This is a genomic window from Acidiphilium multivorum AIU301, from assembly GCF_000202835.1.
GTDB lineage: Bacteria > Pseudomonadota > Alphaproteobacteria > Acetobacterales > Acetobacteraceae > Acidiphilium > Acidiphilium multivorum.
Window position 1 is genome coordinate 3294703 of record NC_015186.1, and the last position, 21377, is coordinate 3316079.

The window sequence follows — 21377 nt, forward strand, 5'->3', positions numbered from 1 at the left end:
CATTATCCTGCCACGAGGACGGCCGTCTCGAAAGGTTCGGCAGGTAATTCTGGAATATGAGTCACATTTCGGTCACGGTATTTTGCGGCTCGTCGCCGGGGACGGCGCCCGACTATCTCGCGGCGGCGCGCGCCCTCGGCGAGGGGCTGGCCGCGCGGGGCATGACCCTGGTGTTCGGTGGCGGCAATGTCGGGCTGATGGGGGCGACCGCCGGGGCCGCGCTCGGCGCCGGCGGGGCGGTGACCGGCATCATCCCCGATTTCCTGCGCGCCCGTGAGGTCGAGTTTCCCGGCCTGACCGAACTGATCGTCACCGACACGATGCATACCCGCAAGCGGCGCATGTTCGCCCGGGCGGACGCGTTCGTCGTGCTGCCCGGCGGGCTCGGCACGCTGGACGAGCTGATGGAGATCCTCACCTGGAAGCAGCTCGGCCGCCACACCAAGCCGATCCTGCTGATCGACATCCGCGGCTGGGCGAGCCGGGTGGCGGCGCTGATCGACGGCGTGATCGAGGACGGTTTCGCCCGGCCGTCGGCGCGCGAGCTGATCGAGGTGGTGCCGGACGTGGCGGCCGCGCTCGCCCGGCTCGAGACCTATTCGGAATCGGTCAACGGCGCCTCGTCGCTCGGCAACCTGTAATCCTCGCCGAACCAGCGGCCGAGATCGATCGCGCGGCACCGCGCCGAGCAGAACGGGCGGTGCGCCTCCTGCGCCTTCCGGCCGCAGATCGGGCAGGCGCCGGCGGGTTTGCGGCGGGGGCGGCTTGCGGGAGCCGGTTCGTCGGTCATGGCGGCAACTCGTGCAGCGGCGGGCGGATGCGGGGGCGGCTGATCTCGGCGAAGCCGAGTGCCGAGAAGCCGAGCAGGCGCGGGCGGAGCGGATCGCGCGCGAGGGCGGCGGCAAGGTCGGGGGCCAGTTTCGGCCGGGCGGCGGGTTTCATTCCGGCGAAATCGACCAGGATCGCGCCGGCGAGGTTGCGCAGCCGGATCTGCCGGGCGAGTTCGGGAATGATGGCGCGGTTGAGCCGCAACTGCGCGCCATGCTTGTCGCCCCGCTCGGCGGTGGCCGCGCCGGCATCGATATCGATCGCGGTGAGCGCCGGCGTCGGGCAGACCGTGCCGCGCGCGCCCTGCGGCAGCGGAAAGACCGGCTCGGCGAGTGCGGCGATCTCCTCCGCCACCGGGGCGAGGCTGGCCGGATCGTGCGCGACCCCTTCATGCGCCGCGCGCAGCAGGGCGACGAGTTCCCAGTCATCGGCGAGGATCGGCGCGGCCGGATGCAGGGCGCGGAACTCGGCGATCGGGCCGGGGCCGCGGGCGAGCAGGCCGGGCTTCGCGCCGGGTGCTACACCTTCCGCCAGCGCGAGGCGCGGGCCCTTGCCGCCCTGCGGCGCGCGGGTGATGCGGACCGCGACGGCATCGCCCTCGGCGAGGCTCTTGCCGCCCGCGCTGTCGGGCAGGAAGCCCGATCCGTCGCCGAGATCGACGAACGCGCCGCCAAGTGCCGGGGCGCGGGCGGTGATCCGGCCGGAGCGGAGATCGCCGACGCCATCCGGCGCGTCGGGCCGCCAGCGCGTGTAGCCGGCGAGAGTGCCGGATTCGGTCAGCGCGAGATGCACCGTGCCGCCGCGCAGCCCGGCGCGGATGACGGCGCTCATGCCCGCCAGCCGAGGCCGCGCAGCAGGTTCAGCGTTTCGTGCAGAGGCAGGCCGACCACGCCGGAATGCGAGCCGGCGAGAAAATCGACGAACCCCGCCGCCCGGCCCTGGATCGCGTAGCCACCCGCCTTGCCGCGCCATTCGCCGCTGGCGAGATAGGCCTCGGCGGCGTCGCGGTCGAGCCGGGCGAAGCCGACGGTGGTGAGCACGTTGCGCGCGGCGATGCGCCCGTCCGGCCCGCGCGCGGCGACGGCGGAATGCACCCGGTGGCGGCGGCCGGCGAGCAGGTCGAGACAGCGGCGCGCCTCGGCCTCGGTTTCGGTCTTGGGCAGGATGCGGCGGCCGAGGGCGACGACGGTATCGGCGGCGATGACGAAGGCGCCCGGCGCGGTGACGGAAGCGAGCTTCTCCGCCGCCATGCGCGCGGCGTAGAGCCGGGGCGGTTCCGCCTTGTGCGGGGTTTCGTCGATATCGGGGGACATCACCGCGTCGGGGACGATGCCGAGCTGACGCAACAGGTCGAGCCTGCGGGGGCTCGACGAGGCCAGGATCAGGTCGGCCATGCGGCGGTCCGGCTTACTTGAAGCGGAAGGTGATCCGGCCCTTGGTCAGATCATAGGGCGTCATTTCGACGTTGACGCGGTCACCGGCCAGCACGCGGATGCGGTTCTTGCGCATCTTGCCGCTCGTATGGGCGAGAATGATATGGTCGTTGTCGAGTTTCACCCGGAACATCGCGTTCGGGAGCAGCTCCGCGACGGTGCCGCTGAACTCGATCATGTCTTCTTTTGACATCAAACCTCGATAAAAAATTGCAACATGCGGTTCAAATGAGCCGATGGCGCGTTCAGGTCAAGTTTTCCGCCCGGTTGCGGGTCAGCCTTGCGCGGATGGAACGGGCGTGGCCGTCGAGGCTCTCGGCCACCGCCAGCGTCGCCGCGGCGGGTCCGATGGACGCCATCGCCGCCGGATCGAGGGCGACGAAGGTGGTGCGCTTGAGGAAGTCGAACACCGACAGGCCGGAGGAGAACCGCGCCGTGCCGCCGGTCGGCAGCACGTGGTTGGGCCCGGCGACGTAGTCGCCGATCGCGGTCGGGGCATCGGCGCCGAGAAAGGCGGCGCCGGCATGGCGGATGCGGGCGAAGACCGCGTCCGGATCGGCGGTCATCACCTGGAGATGCTCCGGGGCGACGCGGTTGGCGATCTCGGCGGCCTCGTCGAGATCGCGGGCGATGATGATCGCGCCATGGGCGGCGAGCGAGGCGGCGGCGATCGAGGCGCGGGGCAGGGTTTCCAGCGCGCGGGCGAGTTCGGCGGCGACGGCCTCGGCCAGCGCCGCATCGTCGGTGACGAGGAGCGACTGCGCCGCCTCGTCATGCTCGGCCTGGGCGATCATGTCGAGGGCGACGCGCCACGGGTCCTGCCCGGCATCGGCGATGATCAGCACTTCCGAGGGGCCGGCGATGGAATCGATGCCGACCTGCCCGAACACCTGCCGCTTCGCCTCGGCGACGAAGGCGTTGCCCGGCCCGACGATGCGGTCGACCGGGGCGATGGCTTCGGTGCCATAGGCGAGGGCGGCGACGGCCTGCGCGCCGCCGACGCGGTAGATCTCCGCCACCCCGGCGCGCCACGCGGCGGCGAGGACGAGGTCGTTCATCTGCCCGTCCGGCGTCGGCACGCACATGGCGATCCGCCCGACGCCGGCGACACGGGCGGGAATCGCGTTCATCAGCACCGAGGAGGGGTAGGACGCCTTGCCCCCCGGCACGTAGAGCCCGACGGCGTCGAGCGGCCCCCAGCGCAGGCCGAGCCGCGCGCCGGCGGCGTCGGTGAAGCCGATATCCCGCGGCAGCTGGGCGCGGTGGAACGCCTCGATCCGGGTCGCGGCGAGGTCGATCGCCTCAAGCTGTTCGGCGCCGACGCGGGCGCAGGCGGCGTCGATCTCGGCGGCACTCACCCGCAGGGTTTCGGGCGTGATGGGAAAGCGGTCGTAGCGGCGGGTGAGGTCGATCAGCGCGGCGTCGCCCTCGGCGCGCACCCGGGCGATGATCGCGGCGACCGGGGCGGCGACGTCGGTGGCGCTGGCGCGGTCGCTGGCCAGGGCGGCGAGGGCGGCGGCGAAGCCCGGTTCGGCGGTGTGGAGACGGCGGATCATGCGGCGGCCAGCGCGTCGCGGAAGCGGGCGATCCAGTGGGCGATTTCCTCCGGCCTTGTCTTCAGCGCGGTGCGGTTGACGATCAGCCGCGAGGTGACATGGGCGATGGTCTCGGTCTCGACCAGGCCGTTGGCCTTCAGCGTCGAGCCGGTCTGCACCAGGTCGACGATCAGGCGCGACAGGCCGAGGCCGGGGGCCAGCTCCATCGCGCCGTTCAGCGCCACGATCTCGGCCTGGATGCCGCGCGCGGCGAAATGGCGGCGGGTGATGTTGGGATATTTGCTGGCGACGCGCACGCGCGAGAGCCGGCCGAAATCGGTGCGCCCGGCGGCGTCCGCCGGCTCGGCGACGGCGATGCGGCAGGCGCCGATGCCGAGGTCGAGCGGCGCGTAGATTTCCGGATAGTCGAACTCCATCAGCACGTCGGCGCCGCAGATGCCGATCTCGGCGGCGCCGAAGGCGACGAAGGTGGCGACGTCGAAACTGCGCACGCGGATCACGTCGAGCTCGGGGATCGCGGTGTGGAAGCGCAGCCGCCGGCTGCTCTCGTCGGCATAGTCCGGCTCGGGCGCGATGCCGGCGGCGGCGAGCAGCGGCGCGCATTCCTTCAGGATGCGGCCCTTGGGCAGGGCGAGCACGAGCCCGTTGGTGGCGGCCTCGGCGGCCTTCGGCGATGGGGTCACGGCGGTCATCGCGCGGGTTCGTAGCATTGCCGGCGCGCCCTGCCAAACCCGGCGGCGCGGGGCTTGTCCCGGCGGTGCTGTGGGCGCAGATTGCGGCCATGAGCGAGCATGTGATGATCTGCGAGGTCGGCCCGCGCGACGGGCTGCAGATGGCGAAGTCGAGAATGGAGACCGGGGCGAAATGCGACTGGATCGCCGCCCTGGCGAAGGCCGGGGTGAAGGAGATCGAGGTCGGCAGTTTCGTGCCGGCGAAGCTCATCCCGCAGATGGCGGATACCGAGGCGGTGGTGCGCTTCGCGAAGGAGATTCCGGGCCTCGTCGTCGTCGCGCTGGCGCCGAACCTGCGCGGGGCGCAGGCGGCGGTGGCGGCCGGGGCGCACCGGGTCAGCATTCCGGTCTCGGTGAGCGAGGGGCATTCGCGCGCCAACCTGAACCGCGCGCCGGACGAGCAGGTGGCGGTGGTCGGCCAGATCGTCGAGTGGATGGAAAGCGCGGGCAATCCGGCGGAAATCGAGGTCGCCTGCTCGACCGCCTTCGGCTGCTCGATCGACGGCGTGGTGCCCGAGCGCGAGGTGGTGCGCATCGCCGCCGCACTCGCGGAGACGGGGGTGGAGCAGATCGGCCTCGCCGACACGGTGGGCTACGCCAACCCCGCGCAGATCAAGTCGGTCGTGCGGGCGGTGCGGCGCGAGATCGGCCCGGCGCTGCGCGGGCTGCACCTGCACGACACGATGGGCCTCGGCCTCGCCAACGCGCTGGCCGGGCTCGAGGTCGGGATACGGGATTTCGACGCCGCCCTCGCCGGGCTCGGCGGCTGCCCGTTCGCGCCCGGGGCGTCGGGCAACATCGTCACCGAGGATCTCGTGTTCATGCTGGAGAGCATGGGCTTCGGCACCGGCATCGACCTTGCGGCGCTGATCGCCGCGCGGCGCCTGCTGCACGAGGGGCTGCCGGCCGAGCCGATGCACGGCCAGGTCGCGAAGGCGGGCATTCCGCGCACCTATCGCCAGGCGGCGTGAGGGGCGCGGCATGAGCGGCACACCGCTGGCGGGGCTGCGCGTCGTCGAGTTCGCGCACATGGTGATGGGGCCGACGACCGGGCTGATCCTCGGCGATCTCGGCGCCGACGTGGTGAAGATCGAGCCGATGCCGGACGGCGACAACACCCGCCGGCTGACCGGCTCGGGAATCGGCTTCTTCACCATGGCGAGCCGCAACAAGCGCAGCGTCATGCTCGACCTGAAATCGCCCGAGGGGCTCGAAGTGGCGCGGGACCTGGTGGCGCGGGCCGACGTGCTGACCGAGAATTTCCGCCCCGGCGCGCTGGAGCGGCTCGGCCTCGGCTACGCGGCCTGCGCGGCGCAAAACCCGCGGCTCATCTACTGCTCGCTCAAGGGCTTCCTGCCCGGGCCGTACGAACACCGCACCGCGCTCGACGAGGTGGTGCAGATGATGGGCGGCCTCGCCTACATGACCGGGCCGATCGGCCGGCCGCTGCGGGCCGGCGCCTCGGTGATCGACATCATGGGCGGCAGCTACGGCGCCATCGCGGTGCTCGCCGCCCTCGCCGAGCGGGAGCGGACCGGGCGCGGCCAGCACGTGCAGTCCGGCCTGTTCGAGAGCGTCGCGATGCTGATGGCGCAGCACATGGCGCAGGCGGCCATCACCGGCGTCGAGCCGGCGCCGATGAGCGCGCGCGACGTGGCCTGGCCGGTCTATGACATCTTCAACACGAAGGACGGGCAGCAGATCTTCATCGGCGTCGTCACCGACACGCAATGGAAGGTGCTGTGCGCCGAGTTCGGGCTGGCCGCGCTGGCCGACGATCCGGGGCTGGCGACGCAGGCCGAGCGGCGGGCGGCGCGCCCGCGCACCCTGCCGGTGATCGCCGCGGCCTTCGCGCGGTTCAGCGCGGCGGATCTGGTCGCGCGCTGCGAACGGCTGGGCCTGCCCTTCGCGCCGATCGCGAAGCCGGCGGACCTGTTCGCCGATCCGCACCTGCGGGAGTCGGGCGGGCTGGTCGAGGTCAGCCTGCCGGACGGGCGGAAAATCGGCCTGCCGGGCCTGCCGATCAGCATGGACGGGGCGCGCAGCACGGCGCGGCGCGACGTGCCGGCGCCCGGCGCGGACACGCGGGACGTGCTGGCGGAGCTGGGCTATCCGGCCGCCGAGATCGACCGGCTGATCGCGGCGGGCGCCGCCGGCTGAACGGAATTTCAGGGAAGGAGCAGAAAAATGGCGAAGGTGGCGTTCATCGGGCTTGGGGTGATGGGCTATCCGATGGCGGGGCATCTGGCCGCCGGCGGGCACGAGGTGACGGTCTATAACCGTACCCACGCCAAGGCCGAGGCCTGGACCAGGCAGCACAAGGGCACGGCGGCGCCGACCCCGCGCGAGGCGGCGGCGGGGGCCGATTTCGTGTTCTGCTGCGTCGGCAACGACGACGATCTCCGTTCGGTGACGATCGGGCCGGACGGCGCCTTCGCCGGCATGAAGGAGGGCGCGCTGTTCGTCGACCACACCACGGCCTCGGCCACGGTGGCGCGCGAGCTGGCGGAGGCCGCCGGCGGGCGTTTCGGCGTGATGGACGGGCCGGTATCCGGCGGCCAGGCCGGGGCGGAGAACGGCAAGCTCACGGTGATGATGGGCGGCGAGGCGGCGGATTTCGAGCGGGCCAAGCCGGTGGTCGGCTGCTACGGCGCCAATATCAGCCATATCGGGCCGCACGGGGCCGGGCAGCTCGCCAAGATGGTCAACCAGATCTGCATCGCCGGCGTCGTCCAGGGCCTCGCCGAGGGGCTGCATTTCGCCGAGGCCGCCGGGCTCGACGCGGCGAAGGTCATCGGCGCGATCTCGAAAGGTGCTGCGCAGAGCTGGCAGATGGAAAACCGCTGGAAGACGATGACGGAGAAAAAATTCGATTTCGGCTTCGCGGTGGACTGGATGCGCAAGGACCTCGGCATCTGCCTCGCCCAGGCGAAGGAAACCGGGGCGCGGCTGCCGCTCACCGCGCTGGTCGACCAGTTCTACGCCGATGTGCAGCAGATGGGCGGGCGGCGCTGGGACACCTCGTCGCTGATCGCGCGCTTCGGCGGCGTCTCAGAATAGGCTGTTGTTGATGCGCAGCACCTCGCGGCAATGCGGGGTGTTGGCCAGCGCGCCGCCATTGTTCTCGCAGCGGACCACCTGGCGCATCAGCGCGTGCGGGTTCTTGCGGTAATAGGCGGTCTGGCCGCCGCCGGCGCAGCCGGCGAGGGCGCCGCAGGCGAGCAGCAGGGCCGCGAGGCGGGTCGTGGCGGCGGTGCGGCGGTGGCGCATCCCTCTGGAACCTCCGTGGTGTCGGGGCCGGCGCGGCGCCCGGGCTCACTGGCCGGCGTTCACCGGCCAGAACGCGCCGGCAAGAATTCACCGGAATGTCACAGGACCGCCGCGATCCGGTCATCTTCGTCGCCTCTTGTAGCACTCTCGTCAACCATGGGGAGTTCCGACGTGATGAACATTTCGCGCAAGCAATTCGCGGCGATCCTCGGCGGCGCGCTGATCGCCGGCGGTCTTGCCGGCGGTGTCGCCCAGGCCGAATATCAGGGGCACATGATGCAGGCGCGCCGGGCGCTGCTCGCCGCGCGCCACCAGTTGCAGATCGCCGACCGCGACAAGGGCGGGCATCGCATCGCAGCGCTCCGGGCGGTGAACGAGGCGCTGCGCCAGGTCGATATCGGCATCCGCTACGACCATCACTGACCGGCGTGCTTCGGCCGGCCGGGCCGTTCGCGGCCCGCCGGCCGCGTCTCGCCGCTTGCGGCCGGCCGGGTGCCGGCGTAAGGCTCGTGCTCATGAAAAAATCCACCGCATACCTTTTCGGCGCCGCGATCGCCCTGCCGCTCGTCGCGCCCCTCGCGGCCAGGGCCGCCGACCAGCCGAAGCCGCTCGGCACGTTCAAGGCCTGGACGGCGGCGACCTACGGCACCGGCCCGGACATGGTCTGCTACGCCTTCGCCACGGCCAAGCCGGAAAAGGGGTCGAAGACCGCGCCGGCGATGCTCACCGTGGCCGAACGCGCGACGTTCCGCGACGAGATCTCGCTCAGCCAGGGCGTCACCTACGCCAAGAAGCAGGACGTGACGGTCAAGGTCGGCGGCGCCGCGCTGAAATTCTTCACCAAGGACAACATGGCCTACGCGCTCAAGGGCCCGGCGACGGTGAAGGCGTTCCTCGGCGGCGCCTCGGCCGTGGCGAGCACGGGCAAGGGGGCGAAGGCGGTGAGCGACACGTTCAGCCTCGACGGGTTCGGCGACGCCTACAAGGCGATCGTCAAGGCCTGCCCGCCGGCCGGGCACAAGGCGAAGTCCTGACCGGGTGACGGCGGCGATGCGCGCGGACGCGCCGGCGACGGACGGGCTGGACGAGGCGGCGCGGGCGCGCATCCTCGCCAAGGCCGCGCTGTTCGCCCCGCCCTCGAACGAGCTGGCGGACGGGCGGCGCGACCTCGTCGGCCTCTCGCGCGAGGAACTCGCCGCGGCGATGGCCGAGATCGGCGAGCAGCCCTTCCGCGCCAAGCAGCTCTGGCACTGGATCTACCACCAGGGCGTGACCGATTTCGCCGCGATGGCGAATATCGCCAAGCCCCTGCGGGCGAAGCTCGCCGAACGGTTCGCCATCGGCCGGCCCGAAGTGGCGGCGGACCATCTCAGCGCCGACGAGACGCGCAAGATGCTGTTCCGCTTCCGCGACCACGAGGCGGTCGAGACCGTCTACATCCCCGATGTCACCGAGGATCGCGGCGCTGTGTGCCTGTCCTCGCAGGTCGGCTGCACGCTGTCCTGCCGGTTCTGCCACACCGGCACCCAGCGGCTGACGCGCAACCTCTCCGCCGCCGAGATCGTCGGCCAGTTCATGGCGATGCGCGACGCCTACGGCGAATGGCCGAGCCCGAAGGGCGAGACGCCGCGGCTGCTCTCCACCATCGTGCTGATGGGTATGGGCGAGCCGCTCTACAATTACGAGAACGTCGCCAAGGCGATGAAGATCGTGATGGACGGCGAGGGCATCGGCCTGTCGCGCCGGCGGATCACGCTCTCGACCTCCGGCGTCGTGCCGATGATGGACCGGGCGGGGGCGGAACTCGGCGTCAATCTCGCCGTGTCGCTGCACGCCGTGACCGACGACGTGCGCGACGTGATCGTGCCGCTCAACCGCAAATACAACATCGCCGAGCTGATCGCCGCCTGCCGGCGCTATCCCGGCGCCTCGAACGCGCGGCGGATCACCTTCGAATACGTGATGCTCAAGGGCATCAACGACAGCGAGGCCGATGCCCGCCGCCTGGTCGAGCTGATCGACGGCATCCCGGCCAAGGTGAACCTGATCCCGTTCAACCCCTGGCCGGGCTCGACCTACGAAACATCGAGCGGCAACGCCATCCGCCGCTTCGCCAACATCGTGATGGACGCCGGCTATGCCGCCCCGGTGCGCACGCCGCGCGGGCAGGACATCCTCGCCGCCTGCGGGCAGCTCAAGTCGAAGGTCGCGGGCGCGGCGTGAGGGGCGGCGCGACGGGGCACTTGCGATGACGGGCCGGGTGGCGCTGATCTCCGGCGGCGGGCGCGGCATCGGGGCCGCGATCGGCGCGCATCTCGCCGGGCGCGGCTGGCGCGTGGTCGCCGCCGATCGCGACATCGAGGGCCTGACACCGCCCGACGGGGTGCGCCTCGTGCGCTGCGACGTCGCCGACGAGGCGGATGTCGCCCGGCTGATCGAGGGCGTCGCGGCGCATGAGGGCCGGCTCGACGGGCTGGTCTGCAATGCCGGGTTCATGATCCGCAAGCCGATCGGCGCGATCGGCCTCGCCGAATGGCGCGCGGTGATCGACACCCACCTGACCAGCATCTTTCTCCTCGTGCGCGGGGCGGAGGCGATGCTGCGGGCGGCGAAGGGCGCCATCGTCACCATCGCCTCGACGCGGGCGCACATGTCCGAGCCGGACACCGAGAGCTACGCCGCGGCGAAGGGCGGGATCGTGGCGCTCAGCCATGCGCTTGCCGTCTCGCTCGGGCCGGATGTGCGGGTGAACTGCATCAGCCCCGGCTGGATCGATACCGGGAAATACCCGATCGCCCCGTCCGACCACGCGCAGCACCCTGCCGGGCGCGTCGGCACCGTGGCGGACATCGCGGCGCTCGCCGCCTTCCTGCTCGGGCCGGACTCGGGGTTCTGCACCGGCGCCGAGTTCGTCGCCGATGGCGGCATGACCCGGAAAATGATCTATACCGAATAGCTGGCCCGGCCGGCGCTTGACCCGGACGCCGGATTTGGCGATATAGCCGCAACGCCGCGCCGTGGGGTCCATGGCGCGGGACGTGTTTTCGTGTTCCGTCTCCGCTTCTGGCCGGCACGCCGGCTTTCTGGATCGAGGTTTTCGTCATGACCCGTCGCTGCGACATCACCGGCAAAAGCGTGCTCTCCGGCAACAATGTGAGCCACGCGAACAACAAGTCGCGCCGCCGGTTCCTGCCGAACCTGCAGGACAGCGCGCTGCAGTCCGACGCGCTGGGCCATTCGGTCAAGCTGCGGGTGACGCCGCGCGGCCTCGCGACGATCGAGCAGAAGGGCGGGCTGGACGCGTTCCTGCTGGACACGCCGAACCGCAAGCTGACGGACGAGGCGCGCACCCTGAAGCGCCGCGTGGCGAAGGCGGCGGCCCGGCGCGAGGCGAAATCGGCCTGATCCTCGCCGCACTCATAGCGAGAACTGCATGAAACCCGCCCCTCACGGCGGGTTTTATCGTTTGTTTATCGTGGGATTGTAGAGTTCGATTGCGGCGCCACATGAACTTACGGTACACTCCGATTCGGAGCGGTCATCCGCCGGTCGGCAACCGGCTCGCCGCCTCCGGCTTGGCTCCCGCACTCAAGGAGGAGATCCTCTATGACCTCCCTGGCCACTGAATCCCCCGAAACCGTCAGCAATCCGCTGGATATCGTCGAGCAGGTCGTCGCCGCGAACGACTGGGCGTTCGACCGCCGGAGCGACAGCGAAATGGCGGCCGAGGCGCCCGGGCGCTGGTGCGACTACGGGCTCTATTTCTCGTGGTCGCACGAGATCTCGGTGATGCATTTCTCCTGCACCTTCGACCTCAAGGCGCCGGAACGCCGGCGCGGCGCGCTGTACGAGCTGCTGGCCCGGGCGAACGAGAAGCTCTGGATCGGCCATTTCGGCATGGACCATGACGACGGCATGCCGGTGTTCCGCCATTCGGTGCTGCTGCGCGGCGCCGGCGGCGCCTCGGCCGAAAGCGTCGAGGACATGGTGGATATCGCGGTGTCGGAATGCGAGCGGTTCTTCCCCGCCTTCCAGTTCGTGCTGTGGGGCGGCAAGACGCCGGACGAGGCGCTGGCCGCGGCCATGCTGGAGTGCGCGGGCGAGGCATGACCGACGCGGTGCTGCCGCCGCTGCTGCTTCTGGGCGGCGGCAAGATGGGCTCGGCCATGCTCGCCGGCTGGCGCGAGCGCGGCGTCTCCCGCGTCGTCGTCATCGATCCGGGCGCCGAGGCGCAGGCGCTGGCGGGTGACGGGGTCGAGGTCGTGCCCTCCATCGGGGCGGTCCCGGCCGGTTTCGCGCCGGGCGCGGTGATCCTCGCGGTCAAGCCGCAGATGGCGGAAGCGGCGGTGGACGGGCTGGCGCGGTTCGCCGGCGAGGCCGTCATCGTCTCGATCATGGCGGGAATCACCATCAACTGGCTGGCCGGCCGCTTTCCGGGCGGCGCCATCGTGCGCGCCATGCCGAACACGCCGGCCGCCGTGCGCCAGGGCATCACGGTGGCGGTGGCCGGCGCGGGTGTGGCGCCCGCGCGCCGCGCGCTGGCCGAGGCGCTGCTCGGCGCGGTCGGCGACGTCGCGATGGTGGACGACGAGGCGCTGCTCGATCCGGTGACGGCGGTCTCCGGCGGCGGGCCGGCCTATGTGTTCCTGCTGGTCGAACTGCTGGAGGCGGCCGCCCTCGAACAGGGCATTCCGGCGGATCTCGCCCGCCGCCTCGCCCGCCAGACGGTGATCGGCTCGGCCGCGCTGCTCGCGGCGAGCGACCAGCCGGCGGATGCGCTCCGCCGCGCCGTCACCAGCCCGAAGGGCACGACCGAGCGCGCGCTCGCCGTGCTGATGGACGATGCGGCCTGGCCGGACGCGATGCGCCGGGCGATCGCCGCCGCCACCGCCCGGTCGCGGGAACTCGCCTCCGGCTGAACGGGCCGCGCGGTGCCGGCGGCAAAAAATGCCGCAACGGTTCGCCGGATTAACGATCCCATAATCTTTCGCTCATAGGGTCGCTGCCGGGGCGGGCTTCAGCCGCGCCGGTGTGCGAGGAAGCGCGTTTGCGGGGCCAACAGGGTCGGTACTGCGCGCGCCGCGACATTCGCCGCCGGCATCCGGAAGCCGTTTCGGAAACGCGGAGGCGTGCCCAGTGCGGAGTCGTATTGCATGACCGATCTTGACCGCCAGTTCCTGCCGTGCGGCCGGCATCGACGAAGAGGCTCCGGCGCCATGCCGGAAGCGCTCGCGCCGCAGCCGCGCCTGTCCGGAGGCGGGCGATGATCACCTGGTTCCGCGAGGTCGCGCCGATCCGGACCAAGCTCGCCGTCGCCTTCGGGTCGGAGACCTTTCTGATCCTCGCCGGCTTCCTGGCCGTGATCTGGGCCGGCAACGGCGGGCCGGAAGGGCTGCCCGTGGTGGTCGGCGCCGTGACCCTGCTGTGGTCGATCGTCGGCGGCTACGTCACCTGGCGGGTGATCACCGACCCGTTCACCGCCACGATCGAGCGGATGGAGTCGATGGTCGCCGGCAATTACGGCGCGCCCGTGCGCTTCACCGGGTATCGCGATTGCGTCGGCCGGCTGACCCGGGTGATCGACCGTTTCCGCGAGGCGGAGCTGGCCCGGCAGCGCGCCGAGGGCGAGGTGCGGGCGATGGCCGACCGCGAGGCCGAGCGGAGCCGCGCGGAGCGGCTGCGCGAGGCCGAGGTCCGCGAGCGGCTCGACCGCATGATCCGCAGCCTCGGCGGCGCGCTCGAAAGGCTCGCCGCCGGCGTGCTCACCGAGCGGCTGATGGAGCCGTTCGCGCCGGAATTCGAGACGTTGCGCACCGACTTCAACGCCGCGATGGACCGCCTGCAGGAGGCGATGCGGCTGATCGCGACCAATGCCGCGGCCATCGGCGCCGGCACCGGTCAGATTTCCAGCGGGGCCGACGATCTCTCCCGCCGCACCGAGCAGCAGGCCGCCACCCTCGAGGAGACGGTCGCCGCCCTCGACGAGATCACCGCGACGGTGCGCAAGACCGCGGAGGCGGCGATCCACGCAAGGAATGTGGTCGGCACCGCGACGCAGGATGCCGAGCGCGGCGGCGCCGTGGTGTCCCAGGCCGTGCAGGCGATGGGCGAGATCGAGGCGTCGTCGAGGCAGATCGGCAACATCATCGGCGTGATCGACGAGATCGCCTTCCAGACCAACCTGCTGGCGCTGAACGCGGGTGTCGAGGCGGCGCGGGCCGGCGAGGCGGGGCGCGGCTTCGCCGTGGTCGCCTCCGAGGTGCGCGCGCTGGCGCAGCGTTCGGCCGACGCGGCCAAGGAAATCAAGACGCTGATCTCGACATCGAACCAGCAGGTGGTCGCGGGGGTCGACCTGGTCGGGCAGACCGGCCGGGCGCTGGAGCGGATCGTTGCCCAGATCGGCGAGATCAACGGCGTCGTCGGCGAAATCGCCGCCTCGGCGCAGGAGCAGTCGACCGGGCTGGTGCAGGTGAATGCCGCTGTCGGCCAGATGGACCAGACCACGCAGCAGAATGCCGCCATGGTCCAGCAATCCACCGCCGCCAGCCACAACCTGCTGCAGGAAACCAACGAACTCGCCGCGATGATCGGCCGGTTCCAGATCGGCGCCCCGGTCGCGGCGCCGGGTGCCGCCCCCGGTCGCCGGCGCGGGGTCGCGGGCACCGGCTCCAGACTTGAGACGTCGGCAACGATGCGCGCCGCCGCGCCGGCGCGGCCGGTCACCCCGCGTGCGCCGGCGCCGTCCGCCGCCGTGACGGCCGCTGCCGGCGATGACGGCTGGGAGGATTTTTGAACGACATGTCAACCACGACCGACACCACGGAACAGCTGATGCTCGATCCCATTCTCGACCTCAAGGCGGCATCGCCGCTGGCGCAGGCGTTGCTGGCCCGTCGCGGCGGCGATCTTCGGATCGATGCCGGCGCGGTCGAGCGGCTTGGCGGCCAGTGCCTCCAGGTCCTGCTCTCGGCGCGGGCCACCTGGGAGGCGGACGGGCACGCGTTCCGCATCGGGCCGATGTCGGACCAGATGGTCGCATCGCTCGACCTTTTCGGTGTCGGGCCCGCCGCGTTTCAATTTCAGGAGGACATTTCCGCGTGACCAAGACGATTCTGACCGTGGATGATTCGCGCACCATGCGGGACATGCTGCGCATGTCGCTGGTCGAGGCGGGCTTTCGCGTGGTCCAGGCCGAGGACGGCGTGCATGGGCTCGAAGTGCTGCAGGCCGAGACGCCGGATGTCATCGTGACCGACATCAACATGCCGCGGCTCGACGGCTTCGGTTTCATCGAGGCGGTGCGGCGGGACGCATCATGGCGGTCGACGCCGATGCTGGTGCTGACCACCGAGGTTGATCCGGAAAAGAAGGCCCGCGCCAAGGCGGCGGGGGCGACGGGGTGGATCGTCAAGCCGTTCGACCCGGTGAAGCTTGTGGACGCAATCCGCCGGGTTGCCGCATGACGGGAGGTGGATCGATGGATCCGATGGCCGAAATCCGGGAAACGTTTTTCCAGGAATGCGAGGAGCAGCTTGCCGAGCTTGAATCCGGGCTCATGCGGATGGAAGCCGGCGAGACCGATTCCGAGACGGTGAACGCCGTCTTCCGGGCCGTTCACTCGATCAAGGGCGGCGCGGGTGCGTTCGGCCTCGAAGACCTGGTGCATTTCGCCCATGTGTTCGAGACGGCACTGGATCTGATCCGCTCCGGGCGGCTCGACCCCGCGCCGGAGGCGATGCGGCTCCTGCTGCGCGCCGCCGATGCGCTGGCCGACCTGGTGCGGGCGGCGCGCGACGGTGGCAGCACCGATCAGGCGCGCATCGCCGGGATCGAGGGCGAACTGCGCCAGCTGACCGGTGGATCCGGCGCCGCGGCCGACGAAGCCGACGACGATTTCGGCGATATCGCGTTCGCGGCGGTGCCGGTGGCGATCGACGCCGCGGAGGAAAGGCCGGCGGCGCCGGGCTGGATGATCCGCTTCAAGCCGTTCGCCGATCTCTACGCGAAAGCCAACGAGACCGCGCTGCTGCTGCGCGAACTCGGCCGCCTCGGCCCGACGCGGGTGACGGTCGACCCCGAGTGCCTGCCGGATCTTGCCGCGCTCGATCCCGAGGGCGCCTATCTCACCTGGACGATCGCGCTCGATGCGGATTGCTCCGAGGAGGCGGTCCGCGCCGTCTTCGAATTCGTCGAGGACGATTGCGAACTGGTGATCGAGCGGCGCCAGCCCGAGGGCGCGGCGGTGCCGGAGCCGCCGGCCCGGCCGGCCGACCAGCCGTCGGATGACGAAATCCTCGCGTTGCTGCGCAATGCGGCGGCTTCGGCCGAACGTGACCATCCGCCCCAGGCCGCGGCCGAGGCGCCGGCGGCGCGGAGCGAGGCGTCGCACGGCGTCGGCGCCACGATCCGTGTCGATCTCGACCGGGTGGACCGGCTGATCGACCTGGTCGGCGAGCTGGTCATCAACGAGGCGATGCTCTCGCAGCGGGTGTTCGAGGCCGGGCTGGCCCGCGCCTCGGCCGTGGTGACGGCGCTCGACGAGCTGGAGCAGCTCACGCGCGAAATCCAGGACAGCGTGATGGCGATCCGCGCCCAGCCGGTGCGCTCGGTGTTCCAGCGCATGCCGCGCCTCGTGCGGGAAGTCGCGGCGATGACCGGCAAGCAGGTGCGCCTGCTGACCGACGGCGAGGGCACCGAGGTCGACAAGACGGTGATCGAGCGGATCATCGACCCGCTCACCCACATGATCCGCAATGCGATCGACCACGGCCTGGAATCGACCGAAGCGCGGCTTGCCGCCGGGAAGCCGGCCGAAGGCGTGGTGAAGCTCACGGCGCTGCATCGCTCCGGCCGGATCGTCATCGAGGTCGAGGATGACGGCGCGGGCATCAACCGCGAGCGGGTGCGGGCCAAGGCGATCGAGAACGGGCTGATTTCGCCCGACGCGCAGCTGACCGACGAGGAAACCGACAACCTGATCTTCATGCCGGGATTTTCGACGGCGAGCGAGATTTCCGACATTTCCGGGCGCGGCGTCGGCATGGACGTGGTGCGGCGCTCGGTGCAGGCGCTGGGCGGGCGCATTTCGATCGCCTCGCGGCCGGGCCAGGGCTCGACCTTCACGCTCAGCCTGCCGCTCACGCTGGCGGTGCTGGATGGCATGGTGGTCAGCGTCGATGGCCATACGCTGATCGTTCCGCTCAGCGCGATCGTCGAGACGCTGCAGCCCCGCGCCGAGCAGGTGCACATGCTGGGGGTCGATGTCCGGGTGATCGGGATGCGGGGTGGCTATATTCCGCTCGTCGATGTCGGCGCCGCGCTGGGCTATCGCCCGGTGCCGGCCGAACCGGAGAAGAGCGTGGCGCTGCTGGTCGAGGGCGAGGGGGGCGTGCGCGCCGTTCTCGTGGTCGATGGAATCCAGGGCCAGCGCCAGGTCGTCATCAAGAGCCTGGAGGCGAACTACCAGGCGGTTCCCGGCATCGCGGCGGCGACCGTGATGGGCGATGGCCGCGTCGCCCTGATTCTCGACGTCGATGCCATCGTCTCCGTGACGAGGAGCGACAATCTGCGGGCCGACGCATGTCGCGTCGAGCCGACCCTCATGCCAGCGAGTTGAGCGATGAATGATGTCATGACCGGCGGGTCGGGAGCCCGCGAACTGATTGCCTTCCGTGTCGGCGTCCAGGAATTCTGTGTCGACATCATGGCCGTGCGCGAGATCCGCGGCTGGACCGCGGCGACCGTGCTGCCGCAGGCGCCGGGCTATATCTGCGGGGTGATCAACCTGCGCGGCGCGGTGCTGCCGATCGTCGATTTCGCGGTCCGGCTCGGATTGCCGCGCTCGGAGCCGTCTGCCCGGCACGTGATCATCGTCGTGCAGATCAACCGCCAGATGGTCGGCCTGCTCGTCGATGCCGTGTCCGACATCCTGACGATGAACGACAACGCGATCCAGCCGACGCCGGACATTGCCTCCGACGTCGTCAAGAGCTTCGTGCGCGGGCTGATGCCGGTGGATGGGCGGATGATCAGCCTGATCTCGCTCGATCATGTGCTGCCGGCGGTGGAGCGGGAAGCCGCATGAATCTGCGCCCCCGACCACGACGGGAGGGAGACGGCCTCATCGACGGGGCGGAATACGTGCTCACGCGCGAGGATTTCCGCACCATCGCCCGGATCATGCGCGAGGAGGCCGGCATCGCGCTGCCCGAATCGAAGGCAACGCTCGTCTATTCCCGGCTGGCGAAACGCCTGCGCACGCTCGGCCTCGGCAGTTTCGCGGAATATTGCGAACTGGTGGAGAGCCAGCAGGGCGGCGCCGAGCGGCAGGAAATGCTGGGCGCGCTGACCACCAACGTGACGCGGTTCTTCCGCGAGCCCCATCATTTCGAGCATCTGCGCAGCCGGATCCTGCCGCCGCTGATGGCCCATGCGCGCAGCGGTGGCCGCGTGCGGCTGTGGTCGGCGGCCTGTTCGAGCGGGCAGGAGCCCTATTCGATCGCGCTGACCGTGCTGGCCCTGCTGCCGGAGGCGCCGCGGTTCGACATCAGGATCCTGGCCACCGATATCGACCGCACAATGCTGGCGACCGGCCGGGCCGGCCTCTATGAGGCGAGCGAGATCGCCGCGGTGCCGCCCGAATTGCGCGAGCGCTGGTTCGAGCCGGCGAACAACAATTCGCCCAAGTTCCGCATTGCCGAGGCCGCGCGGTCGCTCGTCGCGTTCCGGCCCCTGAACCTCATCGGCACCTGGCCGATGCGCGGCCGCTTCAACGCGATCTTCTGCCGCAACGTGGTGATCTATTTCGACGACGAAACGCAAAAACAGGTGTGGGCCCGAATGGTGCCGCTGCTCGAGGAGGGCGGGGCGCTCTATATCGGCCATTCCGAGCGCGTGAGCGGCCCGGCCGAACGCGCCCTCGGCAACGATGGCATCACCACATACCGGCTTGCCGGTGCCCGGGAGATGAGAGGATGACGGTTCGCGTTCTGATCGTGGATGATTCGGCGACGATGCGCGGCGTGATTTCCGCCTCGCTCCGGCGCGACCCGGAGATCGAGGTGGTCGGCGAGGCGGGCGATCCCTACGAGGCGCGCAGCGCGATCAAGGAACTCAATCCGGATGTGATCACCCTCGATGTCGAGATGCCCAACATGAACGGGCTCGACTTCCTGGAAAAGATCATGCGGCTGCGGCCGACGCCGGTGATCATGGTGTCCAGCCTGACCTCGGAAGGCGCGCAGGTGACGCTGCAGGCGCTCGAGGCCGGCGCGTTCGACTGCGTGCCGAAGCCGTCCCTGGGTGACCGGCACGATTTCGACATGCTGGGCGAGAAGGTGAAGGCGGCGGCCAAGACGCGGCTGCGGCTGCGGCCGCGCGAGGCGGCGCCGGCGCGGCCGGCGGCGGTCTCGTCGGCCGGCGGGTTCAGGTCCGACGGAAGGCTCGTCGCGATCGGCGCGTCGACCGGCGGCGTCGAGGCGCTGATCGAGGTGCTGTCCCGCTTTCCGGCGAGCTGCCCGCCCACGCTGGTGGTGCAGCACATGCCGCCCTCCTTCACCCGCAGCTTCGCCGACCGGCTGAACCGGCTCTGCGCGCCGGTCGTGGCGGAGGCCGAGAACGGGGCGGTGGTGCAGCCGGGCCATGTCTATGTCGCGCCGGGTGACGCCCATCTCGAAATCGCCGGCGTCGCGGGGTCCGGCCGGCTGCATTGCCGGCTCCATCAGGGCGAGCGGGTCAGCGGCCACCGCCCCTCGGTGGACGTTCTGTTCGGCTCGTTCGCCCGCGTCATGAAGGGGCGGGCCCTGGGGGTCATCCTCACCGGAATGGGCCGGGATGGCGCCGAGGGGCTGGCCGCCATGCGCCAGAGCGGTGCCGAGACGATCGGGCAGGACGAGGCCTCGTCGATCGTCTACGGCATGCCGAAGGCGGCGTTCGAGATCGGCGCGGTGGAGCGGCAGTTGCCGCTGCCGGCGATCGCCGACCAGATCATCAAGAGCACGAATCTTACTTACAGGGAGGCAGTCTGATGCCTTTGGCCAGCTCGTTGACCGTTCTTGTCGTCGACGATCAGCAGACAATACGCAGCCTCGCGCGGGTCGGGCTCGAAGCGCTCGGAATCGGCGAAATCGTCGAGGCCGAGGATGGCGAGGAGGCGCTGAAGCTGCTGCTGACGCGCAAGACGCCGATCCACCTCGTGATCTCGGACTACAACATGCCCAAATTCAACGGGCTCAGCCTGCTGCGGGCGGTGCGCGCGCACGGGCCGATCAGCAAGACAGCCTTCATCATGCTCACCGGCCGCGCGGACAAGCAGATGGTGATGACCGCCGTCGAGCACGGCGTGAACAATTACCTGATCAAGCCGTTCACCACCGAGTCCCTGAAGGAGAAGATCGAAGCCGTGCTCGGGACCCTGACGTGACGCCGGTTGCCGCCGCATCACCGGACTATGCTCGCCGCATCAACATCGTGCAGGGCGAGCATCGGGTCGAACACGATCCGGAAGCCGTCCTGTGCACGATTCTCGGATCGTGCGTCGCCGCCTGCCTCTGGGATCCGGGCGCGTCCGTGGGCGGGATGAATCATTTCCTCCTGCCCGGCGATGCCCATGCGCAGGCCGGCGGCGGCGCCGCGATGCGCTATGGCGCCTATGCGATGGAACTCCTGATCAACGACCTGCTTCGCCACGGCGCCCGCCGCGACCGGCTGAAGGCGAAGCTGTTCGGCGGGGCCTGCCTGATGAAGGGGCTGACCGATATCGGCCGGCTCAACGCCGATTTCGCCGAGCGGTTCCTCGCCGCCGAGGGAATCGAAATCGTCGGCGGCAGCCTGCGCGGGGAGCGGGGGCGGCGGATCCAGTTCTGGCCGGTCTCCGGCAGGGCGCGGCAGACGCTCCTGGCCGCCGACCAGCCCGCCCTGCTGAGGGCCGAGCCCGACCTGCGCACCCTGAGAGCGCCGCCGCCGAGCGGGGCGGTCGAACTGTTCTGAACGGAATCCCCCCGCCATGGCCGCATCCGACATCAGCCACGCCCTCCCGGACGAGACGATGAATGACATTCCGACCGGCATGACGATGAACGAGCTGTTCGCGATCATCGAGGCCGAACTGGTCGATCTCGGCGCCTATGCCGAACGGATGCAGGAGGTCCTCAGCCCGGCGCTCGTCGCCTCGCCGGAGAGCAGCCTGTGCCGGCAGGAAGCCCAGATGCTCGACATCCTCACCCAGAGGCTGCAGGGGTTGCGCACCTTCATGGAGCATCTGCGCCGGGGCCTGCCGGAGACCTGGCTGGTCGATCCTTCGCGGGCGGCGCGCGCCGTCGTGCTGGGCACCCTGGCCGAGCGGCTCAGCGGCGCCAAGGATGTCGTGCCGCTGCCCGCCGCGGGGGAGATCGAACTGTTCTGACGGGCCGCCGGCGCAAGCTGGCCAGGCTCGCGGCACGTCGTCGGTCCGCTTCGGTTGGTGGCTATGATGCCCATCACATTCAAGTTTTCCATGTTCGTGGCATCGACGTCCTGCCGGCGCGGTTCGCCGGCGGCGCGAACGAATGTGAACGTCGCGG

At 70.5% G+C, this 21377-nt stretch carries 27 protein-coding genes and 1 pseudogene; 21 read left to right on the forward strand and 7 right to left on the reverse strand.

The window, feature by feature from the left end:
* The first annotated feature begins 56 nt into the window (after positions 1-56).
* A complete protein-coding gene (locus ACMV_RS14980) occupies positions 57-641 on the forward strand; it encodes an LOG family protein (protein WP_013640957.1) in 585 nt (194 codons plus the stop codon).
* Here the strand turns inward: ACMV_RS14980 and ACMV_RS14985 are convergent.
* Genes ACMV_RS14985 through hisG form a run of 6 tightly spaced genes read right to left on the reverse strand, consistent with a single transcriptional unit; the run spans position 596 to position 4509 of the window.
* Positions 596-790: a DNA gyrase inhibitor YacG gene (locus tag ACMV_RS14985; protein WP_013640958.1), complete on the reverse strand. Its 195-nt coding sequence runs from the start codon at positions 788-790 to the stop codon at positions 596-598. The two genes, ACMV_RS14980 and ACMV_RS14985, sit on opposite strands and share 46 nt — an antisense overlap.
* A complete protein-coding gene (locus ACMV_RS14990; protein WP_012040239.1) occupies positions 787-1659 on the reverse strand; it encodes a ribonuclease E/G in 873 nt (290 codons plus the stop codon). Before ACMV_RS14990 ends, ACMV_RS14985 begins: the two co-directional genes overlap by 4 nt.
* Positions 1656-2222 carry a Maf family protein gene (locus tag ACMV_RS14995; RefSeq protein WP_013640959.1) on the reverse strand — a complete coding sequence of 189 codons (567 nt, stop codon included), beginning with the start codon at positions 2220-2222 and terminating at the stop codon, positions 1656-1658. Before ACMV_RS14995 ends, ACMV_RS14990 begins: the two co-directional genes overlap by 4 nt.
* A gap of 13 nt (positions 2223-2235) precedes the next feature.
* Positions 2236-2454, reverse strand: a complete 219-nt coding sequence (gene infA / locus ACMV_RS15000; protein ID WP_007423639.1) for a translation initiation factor IF-1 — start codon at positions 2452-2454, stop codon at positions 2236-2238.
* A 52-nt stretch (positions 2455-2506) separates the two neighbouring features.
* A complete protein-coding gene (gene hisD, locus ACMV_RS15005; protein ID WP_013640960.1) occupies positions 2507-3817 on the reverse strand; it encodes a histidinol dehydrogenase in 1311 nt (436 codons plus the stop codon).
* The gene (hisG, locus tag ACMV_RS15010; RefSeq protein WP_007423640.1) at positions 3814-4509 is read right to left on the reverse strand and encodes an ATP phosphoribosyltransferase; all 696 of its coding nucleotides are present in this window, start codon (positions 4507-4509) and stop codon (positions 3814-3816) included. Before hisG ends, hisD begins: the two co-directional genes overlap by 4 nt.
* Positions 4510-4598: 89 nt before the next feature.
* Between hisG and ACMV_RS15015 the strand changes: the two genes are divergently transcribed.
* The 3 genes and pseudogenes from ACMV_RS15015 to ACMV_RS21995 form a co-directional block, all read left to right on the forward strand.
* Positions 4599-5519, forward strand: coding sequence for a hydroxymethylglutaryl-CoA lyase (locus ACMV_RS15015; RefSeq protein WP_035188942.1), 921 nt, complete (start codon positions 4599-4601; stop codon positions 5517-5519).
* Between the two features lie 10 nt (positions 5520-5529).
* Positions 5530-6708 (forward strand): CaiB/BaiF CoA transferase family protein, encoded by a 1179-nt coding sequence (locus ACMV_RS15020; RefSeq protein WP_013640962.1) that lies wholly within the window; start codon positions 5530-5532, stop codon positions 6706-6708.
* Positions 6709-6726: 18 nt separating this feature from the next.
* Positions 6727-7608, forward strand: a pseudogene (locus ACMV_RS21995) (NAD(P)-dependent oxidoreductase); the annotation flags it as partial.
* On the opposite strand, the gene ACMV_RS15030 reads toward ACMV_RS21995, so the two are convergent.
* A complete protein-coding gene (locus ACMV_RS15030) occupies positions 7600-7818 on the reverse strand; it encodes an EexN family lipoprotein (RefSeq protein ID WP_012040245.1) in 219 nt (72 codons plus the stop codon). The pseudogene ACMV_RS21995 and the gene ACMV_RS15030 overlap by 9 nt on opposite strands.
* A 174-nt stretch (positions 7819-7992) precedes the next feature.
* Between ACMV_RS15030 and ACMV_RS15035 the strand changes: the two genes are divergently transcribed.
* The 17 genes from ACMV_RS15035 to ACMV_RS15115 all read left to right on the forward strand — a co-directional run bounded on the left by ACMV_RS15035 (position 7993) and on the right by ACMV_RS15115 (position 21220).
* Positions 7993-8241 (forward strand): hypothetical protein, encoded by a 249-nt coding sequence (locus ACMV_RS15035; RefSeq protein WP_041665136.1) that lies wholly within the window; start codon positions 7993-7995, stop codon positions 8239-8241.
* 92 nt (positions 8242-8333) lie between these two features.
* On the forward strand, positions 8334-8852 hold the full coding sequence (locus tag ACMV_RS15040) for an invasion associated locus B family protein (RefSeq protein ID WP_007423646.1): 519 nt from the start codon (positions 8334-8336) through the stop codon (positions 8850-8852).
* 16 nt (positions 8853-8868) lie between these two features.
* Entirely contained in the window at positions 8869-10041 is a 1173-nt protein-coding gene (rlmN, locus tag ACMV_RS15045) for a 23S rRNA (adenine(2503)-C(2))-methyltransferase RlmN (protein ID WP_012040247.1), read from the forward strand.
* A 25-nt stretch (positions 10042-10066) separates the two neighbouring features.
* Positions 10067-10774 carry an SDR family oxidoreductase gene (locus ACMV_RS15050; protein WP_013640964.1) on the forward strand — a complete coding sequence of 236 codons (708 nt, stop codon included), beginning with the start codon at positions 10067-10069 and terminating at the stop codon, positions 10772-10774.
* A 146-nt stretch (positions 10775-10920) separates the two neighbouring features.
* Entirely contained in the window at positions 10921-11223 is a 303-nt protein-coding gene (gene rpmB / locus ACMV_RS15055) for a 50S ribosomal protein L28 (RefSeq protein WP_007423649.1), read from the forward strand.
* Between the two features lie 201 nt (positions 11224-11424).
* Positions 11425-11928, forward strand: a complete 504-nt coding sequence (locus tag ACMV_RS15060; RefSeq protein ID WP_007423650.1) for a type III secretion system chaperone family protein — start codon at positions 11425-11427, stop codon at positions 11926-11928.
* Positions 11925-12737: a pyrroline-5-carboxylate reductase gene (proC, locus tag ACMV_RS15065; protein WP_012040249.1), complete on the forward strand. Its 813-nt coding sequence runs from the start codon at positions 11925-11927 to the stop codon at positions 12735-12737. Before ACMV_RS15060 ends, proC begins: the two co-directional genes overlap by 4 nt.
* A gap of 344 nt (positions 12738-13081) precedes the next feature.
* Positions 13082-14611, forward strand: a complete 1530-nt coding sequence (locus ACMV_RS15070; protein ID WP_013640965.1) for a methyl-accepting chemotaxis protein — start codon at positions 13082-13084, stop codon at positions 14609-14611.
* A 5-nt stretch (positions 14612-14616) separates the two neighbouring features.
* The gene (locus tag ACMV_RS15075) at positions 14617-14919 is read left to right on the forward strand and encodes an STAS domain-containing protein (RefSeq protein ID WP_012040251.1); all 303 of its coding nucleotides are present in this window, start codon (positions 14617-14619) and stop codon (positions 14917-14919) included.
* Positions 14916-15281, forward strand: coding sequence for a response regulator (locus ACMV_RS15080; protein ID WP_007423757.1), 366 nt, complete (start codon positions 14916-14918; stop codon positions 15279-15281). Before ACMV_RS15075 ends, ACMV_RS15080 begins: the two co-directional genes overlap by 4 nt.
* Before the next feature lie 14 nt (positions 15282-15295).
* The gene (locus ACMV_RS15085) at positions 15296-17434 is read left to right on the forward strand and encodes a chemotaxis protein CheA (RefSeq protein WP_013640966.1); all 2139 of its coding nucleotides are present in this window, start codon (positions 15296-15298) and stop codon (positions 17432-17434) included.
* Positions 17435-17437: 3 nt separating this feature from the next.
* Entirely contained in the window at positions 17438-17902 is a 465-nt protein-coding gene (locus ACMV_RS15090; RefSeq protein WP_012040253.1) for a chemotaxis protein CheW, read from the forward strand.
* Positions 17899-18795, forward strand: a complete 897-nt coding sequence (locus ACMV_RS15095) for a CheR family methyltransferase (RefSeq protein ID WP_007423752.1) — start codon at positions 17899-17901, stop codon at positions 18793-18795. The genes ACMV_RS15090 and ACMV_RS15095 overlap by 4 nt, the downstream gene beginning before the upstream one ends.
* A complete protein-coding gene (locus ACMV_RS15100) occupies positions 18792-19844 on the forward strand; it encodes a protein-glutamate methylesterase/protein-glutamine glutaminase (RefSeq protein ID WP_012040254.1) in 1053 nt (350 codons plus the stop codon). Before ACMV_RS15095 ends, ACMV_RS15100 begins: the two co-directional genes overlap by 4 nt.
* Entirely contained in the window at positions 19844-20239 is a 396-nt protein-coding gene (locus ACMV_RS15105; protein ID WP_007424128.1) for a response regulator, read from the forward strand. Before ACMV_RS15100 ends, ACMV_RS15105 begins: the two co-directional genes overlap by 1 nt.
* A complete protein-coding gene (locus tag ACMV_RS15110) occupies positions 20236-20805 on the forward strand; it encodes a chemotaxis protein CheD (protein ID WP_013640967.1) in 570 nt (189 codons plus the stop codon). The genes ACMV_RS15105 and ACMV_RS15110 overlap by 4 nt, the downstream gene beginning before the upstream one ends.
* Before the next feature lie 16 nt (positions 20806-20821).
* Positions 20822-21220: a hypothetical protein gene (locus tag ACMV_RS15115; RefSeq protein ID WP_007424130.1), complete on the forward strand. Its 399-nt coding sequence runs from the start codon at positions 20822-20824 to the stop codon at positions 21218-21220.
* Positions 21221-21377 lie beyond the last annotated feature (157 nt).

Bases quoted from the DNA above. Each gene is read 5' to 3' on its own strand.
- ACMV_RS14980 (WP_013640957.1), top strand. From the start codon at position 57: ATGAGTCACATTTCGGTCACGGTATTTTGCGGCTCGTCGCCGGGGACG.
- ACMV_RS14985 (WP_013640958.1), bottom strand. From the start codon at position 790: ATGACCGACGAACCGGCTCCCGCAAGCCGCCCCCGCCGCAAACCCGCC.
- ACMV_RS14990 (WP_012040239.1), bottom strand. From the start codon at position 1,659: ATGAGCGCCGTCATCCGCGCCGGGCTGCGCGGCGGCACGGTGCATCTC.
- ACMV_RS14995 (WP_013640959.1), bottom strand. From the start codon at position 2,222: ATGGCCGACCTGATCCTGGCCTCGTCGAGCCCCCGCAGGCTCGACCTG.
- infA (WP_007423639.1), bottom strand. From the start codon at position 2,454: ATGTCAAAAGAAGACATGATCGAGTTCAGCGGCACCGTCGCGGAGCTG.
- hisD (WP_013640960.1), bottom strand. From the start codon at position 3,817: ATGATCCGCCGTCTCCACACCGCCGAACCGGGCTTCGCCGCCGCCCTC.
- hisG (WP_007423640.1), bottom strand. From the start codon at position 4,509: ATGACCGCCGTGACCCCATCGCCGAAGGCCGCCGAGGCCGCCACCAAC.
- ACMV_RS15015 (WP_035188942.1), top strand. From the start codon at position 4,599: ATGAGCGAGCATGTGATGATCTGCGAGGTCGGCCCGCGCGACGGGCTG.
- ACMV_RS15020 (WP_013640962.1), top strand. From the start codon at position 5,530: ATGAGCGGCACACCGCTGGCGGGGCTGCGCGTCGTCGAGTTCGCGCAC.
- ACMV_RS15030 (WP_012040245.1), bottom strand. From the start codon at position 7,818: ATGCGCCACCGCCGCACCGCCGCCACGACCCGCCTCGCGGCCCTGCTG.
- ACMV_RS15035 (WP_041665136.1), top strand. From the start codon at position 7,993: ATGAACATTTCGCGCAAGCAATTCGCGGCGATCCTCGGCGGCGCGCTG.
- ACMV_RS15040 (WP_007423646.1), top strand. From the start codon at position 8,334: ATGAAAAAATCCACCGCATACCTTTTCGGCGCCGCGATCGCCCTGCCG.
- rlmN (WP_012040247.1), top strand. From the start codon at position 8,869: ATGCGCGCGGACGCGCCGGCGACGGACGGGCTGGACGAGGCGGCGCGG.
- ACMV_RS15050 (WP_013640964.1), top strand. From the start codon at position 10,067: ATGACGGGCCGGGTGGCGCTGATCTCCGGCGGCGGGCGCGGCATCGGG.
- rpmB (WP_007423649.1), top strand. From the start codon at position 10,921: ATGACCCGTCGCTGCGACATCACCGGCAAAAGCGTGCTCTCCGGCAAC.
- ACMV_RS15060 (WP_007423650.1), top strand. From the start codon at position 11,425: ATGACCTCCCTGGCCACTGAATCCCCCGAAACCGTCAGCAATCCGCTG.
- proC (WP_012040249.1), top strand. From the start codon at position 11,925: ATGACCGACGCGGTGCTGCCGCCGCTGCTGCTTCTGGGCGGCGGCAAG.
- ACMV_RS15070 (WP_013640965.1), top strand. From the start codon at position 13,082: ATGATCACCTGGTTCCGCGAGGTCGCGCCGATCCGGACCAAGCTCGCC.
- ACMV_RS15075 (WP_012040251.1), top strand. From the start codon at position 14,617: ATGTCAACCACGACCGACACCACGGAACAGCTGATGCTCGATCCCATT.
- ACMV_RS15085 (WP_013640966.1), top strand. From the start codon at position 15,296: ATGGATCCGATGGCCGAAATCCGGGAAACGTTTTTCCAGGAATGCGAG.
- ACMV_RS15090 (WP_012040253.1), top strand. From the start codon at position 17,438: ATGAATGATGTCATGACCGGCGGGTCGGGAGCCCGCGAACTGATTGCC.
- ACMV_RS15095 (WP_007423752.1), top strand. From the start codon at position 17,899: ATGAATCTGCGCCCCCGACCACGACGGGAGGGAGACGGCCTCATCGAC.
- ACMV_RS15100 (WP_012040254.1), top strand. From the start codon at position 18,792: ATGACGGTTCGCGTTCTGATCGTGGATGATTCGGCGACGATGCGCGGC.
- ACMV_RS15105 (WP_007424128.1), top strand. From the start codon at position 19,844: ATGCCTTTGGCCAGCTCGTTGACCGTTCTTGTCGTCGACGATCAGCAG.
- ACMV_RS15115 (WP_007424130.1), top strand. From the start codon at position 20,822: ATGGCCGCATCCGACATCAGCCACGCCCTCCCGGACGAGACGATGAAT.